At 63.3% G+C, this 13,219-nt stretch carries 10 protein-coding genes and 1 pseudogene; 4 read left to right on the top strand and 7 right to left on the bottom strand.

The window, feature by feature from the left end; translation table 11 throughout:
- Positions 1-14: 14 nt before the first annotated feature.
- The 6 genes from VSR82_RS08310 to VSR82_RS08285 all read right to left on the bottom strand — a co-directional run bounded on the left by VSR82_RS08310 (position 15) and on the right by VSR82_RS08285 (position 7,359).
- Positions 15-1,388, bottom strand: a complete 1,374-nt coding sequence (locus tag VSR82_RS08310) for a beta-barrel domain-containing protein (RefSeq protein WP_429456038.1) — start codon at positions 1,386-1,388, stop codon at positions 15-17.
- Positions 1,366-3,978: an FHA domain-containing protein gene (locus tag VSR82_RS08305; protein ID WP_429457732.1), complete on the bottom strand. Its 2,613-nt coding sequence runs from the start codon at positions 3,976-3,978 to the stop codon at positions 1,366-1,368. The genes VSR82_RS08310 and VSR82_RS08305 overlap by 23 nt, the downstream gene beginning before the upstream one ends.
- 240 nt (positions 3,979-4,218) lie before the next feature.
- The gene (locus VSR82_RS08300; protein ID WP_368583209.1) at positions 4,219-5,631 is read right to left on the bottom strand and encodes an efflux transporter outer membrane subunit; all 1,413 of its coding nucleotides are present in this window, start codon (positions 5,629-5,631) and stop codon (positions 4,219-4,221) included.
- Between the two features lie 315 nt (positions 5,632-5,946).
- Positions 5,947-6,231: a hypothetical protein gene (locus VSR82_RS08295; protein ID WP_176106806.1), complete on the bottom strand. Its 285-nt coding sequence runs from the start codon at positions 6,229-6,231 to the stop codon at positions 5,947-5,949.
- 251 nt (positions 6,232-6,482) lie between these two features.
- A complete protein-coding gene (locus VSR82_RS08290) occupies positions 6,483-6,920 on the bottom strand; it encodes a DUF4399 domain-containing protein (protein ID WP_368582957.1) in 438 nt (145 codons plus the stop codon).
- Between the two features lie 46 nt (positions 6,921-6,966).
- Entirely contained in the window at positions 6,967-7,359 is a 393-nt protein-coding gene (locus VSR82_RS08285) for a DUF4399 domain-containing protein (RefSeq protein WP_368583210.1), read from the bottom strand.
- Positions 7,360-7,640: 281 nt separating this feature from the next.
- Here VSR82_RS08285 and VSR82_RS08280 point away from each other — a divergent pair.
- Positions 7,641-8,612 (top strand): annotated as a pseudogene (locus VSR82_RS08280) (caspase family protein); the annotation flags it as partial.
- Positions 8,613-8,717: 105 nt separating this feature from the next.
- A complete protein-coding gene (locus VSR82_RS08275) occupies positions 8,718-9,812 on the top strand; it encodes a formylglycine-generating enzyme family protein (protein WP_498857647.1) in 1,095 nt (364 codons plus the stop codon).
- 28 nt (positions 9,813-9,840) lie between these two features.
- Here the strand turns inward: VSR82_RS08275 and VSR82_RS08270 are convergent, their stop codons facing one another.
- On the bottom strand, positions 9,841-12,000 hold the full coding sequence (locus VSR82_RS08270; protein WP_429456040.1) for a serine/threonine protein kinase: 2,160 nt from the start codon (positions 11,998-12,000) through the stop codon (positions 9,841-9,843).
- Between the two features lie 433 nt (positions 12,001-12,433).
- On the opposite strand from VSR82_RS08270, the gene VSR82_RS08265 reads away from it, so the two are divergent.
- The gene (locus tag VSR82_RS08265; protein ID WP_368582962.1) at positions 12,434-12,703 is read left to right on the top strand and encodes a hypothetical protein; all 270 of its coding nucleotides are present in this window, start codon (positions 12,434-12,436) and stop codon (positions 12,701-12,703) included.
- Positions 12,704-12,791: 88 nt separating this feature from the next.
- Positions 12,792-13,091, top strand: a complete 300-nt coding sequence (locus VSR82_RS08260; RefSeq protein WP_410851150.1) for a hypothetical protein — start codon at positions 12,792-12,794, stop codon at positions 13,089-13,091.
- The last annotated feature ends 128 nt before the right edge of the window (positions 13,092-13,219 follow it).

Raw genomic sequence — 13,219 nt, 5'->3', positions numbered from 1 at the left:
TTTGATTCGCGCGCTCAACCCGCCACCTCTCTGAACGGATCGAGACCGAGGTCGATCAGGCGCCGTTCGCGCACGACGATTTCCGCACTGGCGGTCATGCCGTAACGCAGTGGATAACGCGTGCCGGCCACCTGGTAGTAATCCTTGTCGAGCGTGACGCGGCCCTCGTAGACCGGTTGCTTGTCCTGCACGGACGGCTTCGTGGCCGGCGAGATATACGCGAGCGTGCCGCTGATCAATCCGTAGCGCTGGTAAGGAAACGCATTGAACTTCAATTTGACCGGCAGGCCCACGTGCAGAAAGGCGCGGTCGTGTTCGGAGATTTCGATCTTCAGCACGGGCCGCGCGTCTTTTGGCGCAATGCCGCCGAGCGGCGCATTCGCCTGAATCTTGTCGCCGCGCTGCGTCGACGTGACGTCGGTAATCACGCCGGAAACCGGCGCCAGAATCAGCAGAAAATTGTCTTTATCGATGTTCTCGAAGCGCACGCGCGCAGCGGCATCGGCTTCGAGGCGCGCGCTTTGTAATTGCACGCGCAGTTTGTCTTCCGCATCGGTGACGTCGCGCACCGCCTGATCGTATTGCAGTTGCAGATCGGTGCTTTGCTGGCCGCTCGTCGCGAGTTGCGCGTTCGCCTGCGCGTATTCATGGCTCAGACGAAAGTCCAGTTCGGCCAGCTTCGACTGCGCGACACGGAAGGCGTTATCCGCTTCGAGCGCGGCCGTGCGTTTCTGCTCGACCTGCAATTCGGCAATGCCGCCGCCGCCCGGCTGCGCGAACAGCCGCGAATAGCGATCCAGTTCCTGGTTCGCCGCTTCGCGCGCGCGGCGTGCGTTGTCGAGCGAGCTGCGCGCTTCGTCGAGTTCGGCCTTCTGCCCTTCGGCAAGCTTCGTCGTGCCTTCTGAAACGCGGTTCTCGTGCAGGCGCTCCTCGACTTCGAGTTGCGCCTTCAACGACGCAGCCTTGCGTTCCATCAACGCCTTCTTCTCCGGAAACTGCTTCCATTCGCGTTCGGCGTCTTCGAGTTTCAGTTGCGCCTGTAACGCGTTGCTCGCAGCTTCGATCGCGCCGCGCGCATTGAGCCGCGCGAGCACGTCGCCTTTCGACACCGGCTGACCCTCCGCGATGTACAGGTCCGCGAGTTCGCCGTCGATCGGCGTATAGATGCGCCGCACCTCCGATTCCGGCGACAACGTGCCAGGTGCGCTGACGATCACATCCGCGCGGCCGACGAACGACCACAGCAAGCCCGACACGACGAGCGCGACCATCGCCCAGATCAGCGCGCGCGCAATCCGCACCGGCTCGGACGTCAGGATCGCGATGCCTTCGACGCTATGATCTTCCAGCGCCTCCGATAACGGCTTAGGGTGAGGATCGCGTTTCACTCTGATCGCCTCCAATCAACGCGAGCTTCGCTTTCAGGAGCCCAGGGTCCAGCACCATGCGCAACTCGGTCAACGAGCGGCGCTGCAAACTCGCTTCCGCGTCGATATCCGCGAGCAGACGATCGAAGTCGGCGGGATGATCGGCCTTCAGCTGCGTGTAGATGCGCATGCCCTGCCGTGCCGCCGTTTGCGCGTCGCTGAGCAGACGCGCCTCGCTGCGAAAGCCCGGCGAGATGCCGGCTTCGAGCCGCTGCGTGCCGCCGATCGGCCCGTTCGCGCGGTACTCTTTCCACAGGCTTTGCGCGCGCAGCAACAGATCCTGCGCACGCGCGAGCGCATTGTCATGCAACGCGGCGACGTCTTTCTGGATCGCCTGCACGAACCATGCGTCGGTTCGCGGATCGAGGCTCGCGTAGAACGACAGCAGACGCTGGTCGTAATCTTTGCCGCCACGCGTTTTCTGCAGATCGTTGTATTGATCGGATAGCGCCTTCTTGTGCGCGGCTTCGGCCGCGAGCACGTCGGACCATGGGCTCGTCGGCATCGACTGCAAATCGCTGAGCGCCTGCTGCGCGTCGCCGCGTTGCCACGCGGCATCGACCGCGTCCTGACGTTGAACGATGTCCGCCGACGGCAAACGCGTCGCCGCAAGCTGCTGGTATTGCGCCTGGAAAGGCGGTGTGCTGAAGCGCGCCGTTTTCATCATCGCGAGCAATGACGTCAATTGGCGGCTCAACGCGGCATTCAGCAGCGCGGTGTATTGGCGCAAATCGTCGCGCACTCTATCGAGCCCCGCGAGCCGTGGGTAGCGCTGCGCGTAATCGTCGAATACCGGCGGCAGCGCGTCGGGTTTGTCGCGCGAGAGTTCGGTTTGGATCACGCCATTGAGCCGATCTATCGCGGCGACGTACACCGAATCGTCGCTTTCGAGCTTGCGCAGATGGCTCAGCGTGTGCGCGTAGGGCTCCGCGAAGGCCGGCACGTAGCTCGCAATCCGGTCGAGCGCGCGCTGATGACTCGCCGCGTCGTCGTCCCAGCGGTGCAGCAAGCCGTTGATCGTCGCTTCGTCCGTATACATGCGGATCGGCGCGTCGACGCCGCCGCGCGCCGCGACGAAGCGTTCGAGATCGCCGACCCACTGCAATTCGCCGACAAGCGACGCGGCATCGGAGTCCGTCGCGCTCAACGCCCTCATGTTCTTCAGCAGCGCGTCGGCCTGGTCGAACTGCGCTTTTTGCACGGCTTCGATCCAGCCCGGCAAGTTCGCTTTCAGCAATGCCTCGCTGGCGAGCGCGCTGATCCTGGTGTCCGTCGGGTGCGTGGCCAGATAGCCGCGTGCCATCGTCAGGGCGTTCGAGTAATCACCGTTCGCGAGCAGGCTCTTCAACTCGCGTTCCGATGAACCGTGCAGATAGAGGCCCACGCCAAGCGCAACCACGAGCGCAACACCCGCGCCGCCCCATGCCGCCGCGCGCCGAACATTGGTGCGCTCGCCGTCCGCCAACGCCTTGTGGAGTTCGCCGGCGACCATCTTCCAGCGACGCGGCTTACTACGTGCCGCGGCTTTGGCTTTGCCGCTTCTTTCATTTGCGCCGTCTTTCGTGTCCGCCGGGTGTGCCGCCTGCGCGCCCTTTGCGGCTTGCGCGCCGCTTGCCGCCCCGGCTCCATCACGCTTCGCGCGGGCGGAGCCGGGTTGCGCCGCATCGTTCACTTCGTCTTCGCGTTGCAGTGCCGGATCGACGCAAAAGATGTCGAGAAACGAATGCGCCGCGCCGACGAAGGTCGTCTTGTCGGCATCGGCGGCACTGTCGGCAGCGGGACGAAGAGAGAACTGGGTCACGGTGGGTTCGGCGTCGGCGGAGTTCTGTAGCGACACCCTGTAGACGAAGTGATCGCCGCCAAATGCAACGACATCCCCATCCACCAGCGCAAGCGCCGATTCGCCGATCCGCTGGCCATTCACGAACGTGCCGTTGGTGCTGCCGAGATCCTCGACGTAGAGCTGGCCGCCCTTCAGAAACAGGTGCGCATGGCGCCGCGAAATGTAATTGACCTGGTGCGGATAACGGTCTTTGTAGCGCGAGAAGATCTCGTCCGTTTTGCTGACCAGGAACGGAAAAGCCAGCACGTCGACCGGTTGCAGACCCAGATCGTCGCGCTGTGGCACCAGCAATAGATGGGCGAGGGAAGAAGCGCTTCCGCCCGTGACGACGCGCGGGCGCGGCTCGATGCCGACGCGATAGCACAGTTCACCGGCAAAGCAGAGTTCATCGCCGCCGCGCACGCGCGCGGGAGTTTGCCGCACCGCGATGCCGTTGACCGTCGTGCCGTTCTTGCTGCCGAGATCGGCGACATAAACCGCACCATGCTCGATAAAAACACGCGCATGCCGACGCGACAGACCGGCGGTCCATTGCGCGGGATAGTCGCTGAACGGCGCTTCGCTGCGGCCGACCGCGAACAGGTTGTCGACGATGCGAATGGCGTCGAGCGCTGGGCGCTGTGCGCACGCAACCGGCGACAGCACCACGTCGAAGGCGGCGTCCGTTGTCGTGCGCATTTCAGCAATCGGAGCTTCGCCGGTGGCCATTTTCTCTGGATCGCTCAAGCGTTTACCTGCCGCGGCAGGAACGCGGGGCGAACTGGACAAAGAACGACGGCCCAACGAAATTGTCGCGAAGAGCCACGCAAACGCTGACCCCTAAAGGATTTTAAGTCACGCATCGACAGTGTCAATTTGGATATCGCCGGATGAGAAGACAGCGGATGAGTCGTCAGCCGACGAAATACCCGCGTGGTACGCCAACTGATGGATTAGCTCAATGCTTCGTTACTTTTCTTTGGCCTGCGCCTGCACGTCGACACTGGGCCATCCACCGCCGAGCGCCTTATAAAGCGTCACCGTATCGGACAGAATCAATTGGTGGTTTTCCAGCAACGCCTGTTGCGCCTGCAGCAGGGTCCGCTCGTCTTCGAACACCTCGAGTTGCGACACGACGCCAAGGTGCAGTTGCGACTGGATCTGATCCGCGACGATCTGCAAGCGCGCCACCTGCTGCTGCAATTCCTCATGCTGCGCCTTATGCGCACTCAGATTGACGAGCGCGTTCTCCACTTCCTCGAACGCTCCCATCACGGCCACCCGATATTGCTGTTCGGCGACTTTCGATTGCGCCTCGCTCACCTTCACATGAGCGCGCACACCCGGATCGAACAGCGGAAAGTTGATGCTTGGCATCAGCCCGAACGTGAACGACTTCAGCAGCTGGTTGAGCGCATAGCTTGCCGTGCCCCCCTGAGCGGTCAGGCCGATGCTCGGCAATTGCGCGAGCTTCGACTGACCGACGAGGTCATAGGCTTCGAGCACCCTGAATTCGGCCGCCACCACGTCGGGGCGGCGCGACAGCAATTGCGCGGGCAAACCATCGGGCACGCCCGGCAATTTCACGCGCTCCTGCAAATGGCCCTGCGGCACATGGAATTCGCCGGCCGGCACGCCGAGCAACGTGCACAGTGCGTTGTCGGAAACAGCCCGCGAGCGGCGCAGATCGTACAGATCGTTGGTGAGGCGGTTGATCTCCGCCTGTTGGCGCAACACCTGCGTTTGCGGCACGATCCCGTTGCGCGCCTGCCCTTCGTAGATCGTCAGGATTTGCTTATTCGTGGCGATGGTCTTTTGCTGCTGGGCGATCTGGTCGTCGAATTGCAGGATCTGGAAATAGGTACTGGCCACGTTCGCGACGAGTTCGAGATACCCCGCGCGCCAATCCGCTTCGGTCGCGTGGAATTCGGCCTTTTGTGCCTGCACGCCTTTTTCGACCTTGCCCCAGATGTCGATGTCCCAGTTCACCTGCAGCGCGAGGTTGTAGGTCCTCGACAAAGGCTGGCCGGTCGTCTTCGAGTAGTCCGCGCCGGCACCGAGGTCCGCGGTCGGCAAGGCGGCCGCGCCCGTCTCGCTGATCTGCGTGTGCGCGACTTCGATACGCGCGGCCAGCACCCGGATATCGAAGTTGCCGTCGATAGCCTTGTCGATCAGCGTATCCAGATACGGGTCCTGGAAGCCCTTCCACCAGTCGCGCTCGATCGTCTCCGCGGCCGATACCGGCGCGCCCTGGCGATCCGACCACGATGTCTTGGCCGGCGTGTCCGGCCGTTGATAAGCCGGCATCCTGACGTCGACGCAGGCACTCAACGCCAATGCGCACATCGTTGCGGCGCCGAGGCCGCGCAGCACACGGCCCATTTGGCGCGGCGCCGTGCTGGCGGCACAAACCCGCTGAAGGTCCGGCGAATCACACGACAAACCGAACGACGAATCCGGCGATGCTGACACGGTTGTCTCCAGTTGCACCCGCCTGTTTCGCGCGAGATGGCCGGTTTTTTCAGGCCGAGCCGCTTCCGCGCGGCTTCAGCGATGAAGCGGCGGAAATCTCGATGCGGGGAGCGGCGGATACGCGAAGGATGCGTGGAAAGGACGATCGAATGCGTTGTCTTTTTGAGCGACGCGGCTATTGGGGCGCACACACGCGGCCGCTCGGGCCGCGCGTGCGAGCGCCGCTCACTTCACGTTGTTGACGTTGCTCGAGTACACGGTCGGTTCGATGTAGGTCGTCGTACCGCTGACCAGCGCCGAGTTGTTGCCGTTCGCGCTCTGGATGTTCATTTCCGTGTTGATCGACTGCGTCGTGCAGATGTTCTTGATGCTGGTCGGCGCATAGACGGGCGCATAGCTGAGGTACGACGGCATCGGGCAGTAGTAGCTGTTGCCGCCGCGCACGGCGCTCATCGCCTTGCTGTCGAGTTGTTCGGTATTGGACAGGTCCTTGATCATTAGCGTGTTCATGGCAAAACTCCTGGAAAAGGGAAAGCGCATCGTGGTGCGTCGGGTTCGAGCAACTTGTCTGCTCGGGCGCTACTGATGCATGGGCTATGCCAGGAGTGCTTCGCTTTCGACATTCGCGTCGTCAGGGCCTTGCAGTAAAGGCCTGGAGGAACGCAGGCGCTGTGGCGCCGCTACCGACCGGCGCAGCGGGGCTCGCGAATGGTGGATCGCAGCCAACAGCGCACGCGGGATTGTTGGCTGCATGATGACAGTCAGCGCGCGATCACCGTGATCTTCTTCGAATACACGGGCGGGCTGTGCGGTATATGCATGTCGTCGCCCATCAACAGCTGCAACGTATGCCTGCCAGGCGGCAATGAAATCATCGTTTCCGTTTCGCCCGCGCCGAAATGCAGATGATGGCGATCCGAGGGTATCTCCTGATCCAGCGGCGGCAGCTCGCTATCGATCAGAAGATGGTGGTGACCGGTGTTCGGGTACTTCACGCCTTTCGGCGCGACGCCCATGAAGCGCAAGCCGAACCACACGCGAAACGGCTTATTGGCGGGCACCACCTGGCCATCGTTCGGATAACCGATATACGCGTATGCGCTGGGCGGCGACGGCGTCGCTGCCCACCCACCCTGCGGCGCTGTCGATGCCGTCAGCGCCGCCGCGACGAATGCCGCGGCCGCAATGATCTTGTTCATCAGGACTCTCCGTTCCGGCTTGACCAGTTCGAACCAACGGATCGCGTTAGTCTTTTAGCACGGTGATGGTGATCTTCTTCGAATACACCGGCGGGTTGTGCGGCACGTGATTATGGTCGCCGAGAATCAGCTGCAGCGTGTGCTTGCCGGGCGGCAACTCGATGCGCGCGTCGGTTTCGCCCGCGCCGAAATGCAGGTGCTGGCGATCCGATGGAATCTCCTGGTCGAGCGCGGGCAAATCCGTGTCGATCAGCAGATGATGGTGGCCGGTATTCGGAAACGCGATGCCCTTCGGACACACGCCCATATTTCGCAGCCCCATGCGCACCCACAGCTTGCCGCCGTGAATCACCGCGCCATCCGACGGCCAGATGATGTACTCCTCGGCCCCCGGCGGTGACGCCGTCTGCTCGGCGCGCGCGACGCCACCCGTTCCCATGCCGACGCACACCGCGACGAGCGTCGCGCACACCGCCGCGCGCAATCCGCCGCAATGCGCTTGCGCGAGATCACGTCTGCCGAAAAGAGAGGAAACACGGGTTCTTCGCATAGCGCACTCTCCCGAACAGGAGTCATGGCTGGGCCCGGCTATCGATGGCCATCCGGGTGTTCGAGCGGCTTGTCGCGGATTGCAACCGGTAGACAGCCACCTAGTTAAAACGGCCGTGTGAGGTGACTTTGTGAATCAGCTTAGAACTTAACTTGCTAAAAAGATACGCAATGCTCGTTAACCGTATGACGCGTTCAGGACTCCCGGACAGTTATGACGCGAAGCGCGTGCTATCGTTAATAATGAGCGCGGACAGCGCGATCGTGGTGCGCGAATGCCTGAATTCTGTCCGGTACAAACAGGATAAAACGATGTGGCGACGATTCCTGCTGGTGTGCGTGGTTGGGGCAATCCAGGCGCAGTGGGATAGCGCCGGTGCCACGACGCAACGCGAATTCATCGAGCCGAGTGCGGCTTCGGTGACGAGTGAACCGGGGCGGCCGGCGGATACCGCTTTGCTCCTTTCACCCTTTGTTTCGTCACGCGACGGCACCCATTCGCGGCGTATCGCGCTTGTGATCGGAAATGGCGAATACGGCGACGCCACTAACCCGATTCGCGCTAACGCGCCGCGCGACGCCGAATCGATCGGCGCTGCACTCCGTGCGCGTGGCTTCGAAGTGATCACCCGCACGAATGCGACGCCGCCGCAAATGCGCGCGGCGATCGACGAATTTCACCGACGTTTGAAAACTGGCGATATCGGGCTGTTCTATTTCGCCGGACACGGCATGCAGTTGGCCGGACAAACGCTGCTTTTGCCGGCGGGACTCGATGCGCGAGCCGATAACCGTGCACCGGTGTCGCTCTTGAATAACGGCGTCGAACTGAATACCGTCTTGCAGGCGATGCAATCCGCTCGCGCCGGCCAGCTCAATCTGGTGATTCTCGATACCTGCCTCGACAATCCGTTTATGCCCGCCGGGATTGCAATCGATCAACCGAAGATCGCTGCCAACACCGTGATTGCGTACGCAACCGCGCCGGGTGGATTCGCGGCGGACGGTCCGCGGCATGGCGTCTACACGGGTGCGTTGCTGCAAGCGCTCGATGATGCCGACGCATCGTCCCGATCGCTCGCCGCGCTGTTCCGGCACGTCGCCGCCGAAGTTCGCGCCGCCACACGCGGAGCGCAGCAGCCGTGGCTCTCCGTGGCCCGTACTTCCATTCCCACGAGTGGCGAACGCACTATCGCGTCGTCGATTACGTCGGACGATCGCGCCATTACACCGCGCAGTCGCGGCATCATGCCGAAGGAAAGCGGCGAACAATACGAAATCACGTTCTGGGAGTCGATCAAGGACAGCAACTACCCAGCCGATTACGAGGCTTATCTGAAGGCCTATCCGAATGGCCGCTTCGCCACGCTCGCGCATGCGCGTATCGATCGATTGCGCGCGGCGGCATCGACTCCGGCGGTGAGTGCTGCGCCGCCCGCAGCGCCCGCGGCGCAGAGCGGTCACGTCGCGCCACCCGCGCCACCTGCTCAGGCCGCGCGTCCCACGGCGCAAGCGAGCGCGGCCGCGCCGCCACCACCGCGCCCCGCTGCCGCCCCGGCGCCGACGCCGCCCGCCACGGCCGCCGCCGCGCCATTCGCCGAAAAGACCGTCGCCCATCCGCCGACCGCCGGTGAAATCCGCGACTGCGCCGCCTGTCCGATCATGGTCGCGGTACCCGCCGGCTCGTTCGCAATGGGCAGCAATACCGACGATCCGTCGGAAAAGCCCGTCCATCACGTGAGCATCGGCGCACCCTTCGCGATCGGCAAATTCCCGGTGACGGTCGAGCAATGGAATGCGTGCGTCGCCGCCGGCGCATGCCAGAAGCTGACCCCGGAGAGCAATAGCATCAAGACCGCACCCGCGCGCGATCTGAGTTGGGACGACGCGCAGCAGTACGTCAAATGGCTCACCAAAACGACCGGCAAACCGTACCGTCTGCCGACCGAAGCCGAATGGGAATACGCGGACCGCGCCGGCACCACGACCGCGTACTGGTGGGGCGATCAGATGCGCAAGGGCAACGCCAATTGCAAGGACTGCGGCGACCCTTGGCACAAGGAAGGACCGGAAAGCGTCGGCACGTTCGCCGCGAATCCTTTGGGTCTGTACGACATGAACGGCGGCGTCTGGGAGTGGACCGCCGACTGCTGGCACAACTCCTATCAGGGCGCACCCGTCGACGGCCATGCGTGGGACACGCCCGGCTGCGAGATGCGCGCGATTCGCGGCGGCTCATGGCGCGAAGGCGGCGACTACATGCTCAGCGCGACGCGCTTCAAATACAGCGCGGGCGTGCGTCAATCGCAGAACGGTTTTCGCGTCGTCAAAGATCTGCGCTGAGGGCCGTTTCGATTGGCTCTCTGACGGATCATGGCTTGGCGGGTTTGGTCGTGATCGGCGCAAAGTCCGCCAACAGACGATCCTGACCGTATTGGCCGCCGATCTGCTTCAACCGCGTCTCGAGCGCGCGCAGATAATCGGCGCGCGCTTCGCTTTCCGGGCGCAGCTTGTCGAACAGCGGCACCGGCGTCACCACCAGCACCACCATCTCCGAGCCGAACGGCTTCGATACCGTCCAATCGCCCGCAGTGCTGCCGATCGTGTATGGACCGCCATTGGCCTGCATCTGGTTGTCCGGCCACAGACGGCTGGGCACCATGTGCACGACGTGGCCGTCTAGCTGGTAGTAGTCGACGGTCGCGAAGGAATCGAACGGGGGCGCTTTGAGGTCGACCACCAGCGAGTCGTTCTCGGTCAGCAAACCGCTTGGCGGTCGCATGTGCAGCGACGCTGCCCGTCCCGCCTGCCAGTTGCGCACCAGAAACGGCGCAAGCGTTTTGACGACGTCGCATTTGTCGTCGGCGAGCGGCCGCACGTCGAGCGAAACCGTATCGACGCCAGGCAGCCGCGACAAGGTCTCCTGCAGACGCGCGGCGCCGTACCGCTGCGACAGGAAACCGCGCACCGTCAGTGCGTGGTCCTGCACCGCGCCCGATAAAGCCGAACACGGTACGCGGGCAAGCGTGGGCGCGATCGCAGCAAGCGTCAACGCGGGCCTGGTCGCGGGCGACGGAGGCGCGGTTGCGGCCGCGCCACCCGTTGTAGGACTTCCTTCATTCGCGCCAGCCGACGGCGCCGTTTGTGCGGCATTCGTCGCAGGCGCGGCAGCGGACGCCGCAGCCGCCCGATCGACCTGGTCGCCCAGCGGTCCCGCCGCCTCGGATGGCGCGGCCTGCTGCCGGTGTGACCCCGAGCGAACCGCGAACACGCCCACGGTAACCGCGCAAACGACGGCCAGAGTAGCGAGCCCGGCCCACGCGAGCGACCCGGACTTCTCCGCGCGCGCTTCATTGTCGAACTCTGCGATAAAGCGCACGACGCTCGGCATCCGCGTATTGCGATCGAACGACAACGCGGCACGCAACGCGCGCCATTGGCGCGCATCGAGATTCGGCGGACGCTGAGGCTTGAAGTCGGCATTGCGCGCCTGCGTGGCCGACAGGCGATCGAACGGATGATGTCCGGTCAACAGCTCGTAAGTGATGCAGCCAAGCGCGTAGATATCGTCGCGCGGGTCCGGCTCGCGATGCTCGATCATCTCAGGACTCGCATAGGCCGGCGTCAACGCGCCGAGACTGCCGGGATCGAACACCGTCGCGTCGCTCTCCTCTTCCGGCCGCTGGAATACGCGCGCGATGCCGAAGTCGATCACTTTTACTTCGGCATTGGTGGTCAGAAACACGTTCGCGGGTTTGAAATCGCAATGGACGAAGCCGCGCTCGTGCGCGTACGCGAGCGCCGCGCACATGCCGCGCACGATCGGCAGCGCGGCCCGCACCGGCATGCCCTGATATCCAGGCGTGCGCAGCAGCTGGCTCAGCGGTTTGCCGCTCAGGTACTCCATCGTCAGATAGACGATCGGTCCGTCGCGGTCGAAGTCGTACACGGTGATGATGTTGCGATGGGCGAGCACCTGCGCCTTGCGTGCCTCGCGCTGCAATGCGACCAGCGAATTCGGATTGCCGCGAAACTGGACGTTCAGCACCTTGATCGCGAGATAGGGCTTGCGGTCCGACGCTTCGAGCTTGCGCAGATCGAGCGCCTTGTAGACGGTGCCCATGCCGCCTACGCCGAGGCACTCTTCGAGCACGAAGCGGTTGTTCAGCGTATCGCCGATGCCTTTGATGGTCTCGTGCGCGGCGCTTCCGGCGGTACTCGCGCTGCCCGCGTTGCCAGCGCTACCCGCGCTCGACGAACGCAGCGACGGTAGATCGACCGTGGTCTGTATGCCGGTTTCGTCGCCACCTGCCGCGACGTTCGACACGCGCAGCAGCTCGATGCGCCGCCGCACTTCCAGATAGAGATCGTCGGGCAACGGGGACTTGTGATGCGCAGCGTATAGCGTCTCCAGCAGCCGCGTCGGACCGAGTTGCTCGGTCGCCAACGCGCTGTCGAGCTGCGCGACGAACTCGTCGCGCGATAGCTCGCCGCTCTGGAAGTCGAGAATCACACGCGCAAGGCTAGCCATTTTTGCGAAGCACCGCCGTTGCCGCTGGACCGTGTCGCATGCGACCGACGCCACGCGGGTCGATAGAGAAGCTGTCGTATCCAGTTACATGTGCCGTTTCGATACTAGCTCCCGGTCCGCGCTTTCGCAAACCAGGCAAACCAGGCATGGGCCGCGCGCCGCGCCGCATGGTGTCGCGCGCAATGTCGTGCGCGAGCCAACAGGGTCCGCCGCGATGTCGGACCGCCGCCACCGCCTCTAGCGCGTCAACGCGGTTCGAGCGGACCGGCACGGCGGCCGAACCGCGCACAAAAGCCTTATACGACAAGGCTTCGTTGATTTCTTCAGGATAGTTCATTAAGACTGGCACAGCCTGTGCATTAGTGATGTCCGAGCAAACGAATTGCTCGAAACCACTCGCGACACTGCGAAAACTTCCCTCAGGAGACTCACCATGAAAACGCTGATGATCAAAGACCTGTCCGTTACCGAACAACTCGACAGCAAGGCCATGAAAGCCGTACGCGGTGGCTATGGCCCCAGCCAGTACTACAGCTTCGCCCCGGTCTATGCGCCGACGAGCATCAAGAACAGCACCACCTCGCAATTCATCGGTAACGAACTGAACTTCCAGAACGCCAATGGCAACAACGTTGCGTTCTCCGAAGGCATCGACTCGACGCTCAGCCCGTATGTCGTGTCGAGCAACTCCAACGGCCACTAATGCATGGCGCGGCGAGGCGCCTGCTGTCGCGGGCCGCTTCGCCGCCAGCCATGCATGTCCGCTTTCCATACGTTTTAGGAGAAACGCCATGTCATCCCTCATGATTCGCGATCTGCCCGGCGCGCGCGAACTCGATCGCCGGACCATGTCCGGGATCGCAGGCGGCACCGGCAGCAACGTGCCCATGCCCTCGGGCCCTGGTGGTCTCGGCAGCCTTGCCGGCATCGCCAACGTCAACGTCAATGTCAACGTCACCCAGAATCTGGCTCAACAGCAGATCGTCAATGTCGCAGCGCTCAATGACATCGGCTATATCGGCTCGGGCGTCGTGCTGCCGAAACTGAAAGTCGACCCGATCCTGGCGGGCGCCAATCTCTCCGCCGTGTAAGCCCGCGAAGCAGCGAGGGACCGGGGGTTCCTTCACTGCCGCGACAGCAGCACGGCAATGCATGCCGCGAGCGGATTTCCTATACTGATAGTGCGTTGAGACCTGAGTACAACGAATAGCACACTGAG

This window comes from Burkholderia sp. JPY481 (genome assembly GCF_038900515.1).
GTDB lineage: Bacteria > Pseudomonadota > Gammaproteobacteria > Burkholderiales > Burkholderiaceae > Paraburkholderia > Paraburkholderia youngii.
This window is presented reverse-complemented; position numbering and strand designations above follow the sequence as displayed.

Excerpts from the sequence above, each read along its gene's own strand:
- VSR82_RS08265 (WP_368582962.1), top strand. The coding sequence starts at position 12,434 with ATGAAAACGCTGATGATCAAAGACCTGTCCGTTACCGAACAACTCGAC.
- VSR82_RS08300 (WP_368583209.1), bottom strand. The coding sequence starts at position 5,631 with ATGGGCCGTGTGCTGCGCGGCCTCGGCGCCGCAACGATGTGCGCATTG.
- VSR82_RS08260 (WP_410851150.1), top strand. The coding sequence starts at position 12,792 with ATGTCATCCCTCATGATTCGCGATCTGCCCGGCGCGCGCGAACTCGAT.
- VSR82_RS08285 (WP_368583210.1), bottom strand. The coding sequence starts at position 7,359 with ATGGGAACGGGTGGCGTCGCGCGCGCCGAGCAGACGGCGTCACCGCCG.
- VSR82_RS08270 (WP_429456040.1), bottom strand. The coding sequence starts at position 12,000 with ATGGCTAGCCTTGCGCGTGTGATTCTCGACTTCCAGAGCGGCGAGCTA.
- VSR82_RS08290 (WP_368582957.1), bottom strand. The coding sequence starts at position 6,920 with ATGAACAAGATCATTGCGGCCGCGGCATTCGTCGCGGCGGCGCTGACG.
- VSR82_RS08275 (WP_498857647.1), top strand. The coding sequence starts at position 8,718 with ATGCCGAAGGAAAGCGGCGAACAATACGAAATCACGTTCTGGGAGTCG.
- VSR82_RS08305 (WP_429457732.1), bottom strand. The coding sequence starts at position 3,978 with ATGGCCACCGGCGAAGCTCCGATTGCTGAAATGCGCACGACAACGGAC.
- VSR82_RS08295 (WP_176106806.1), bottom strand. The coding sequence starts at position 6,231 with ATGAACACGCTAATGATCAAGGACCTGTCCAATACCGAACAACTCGAC.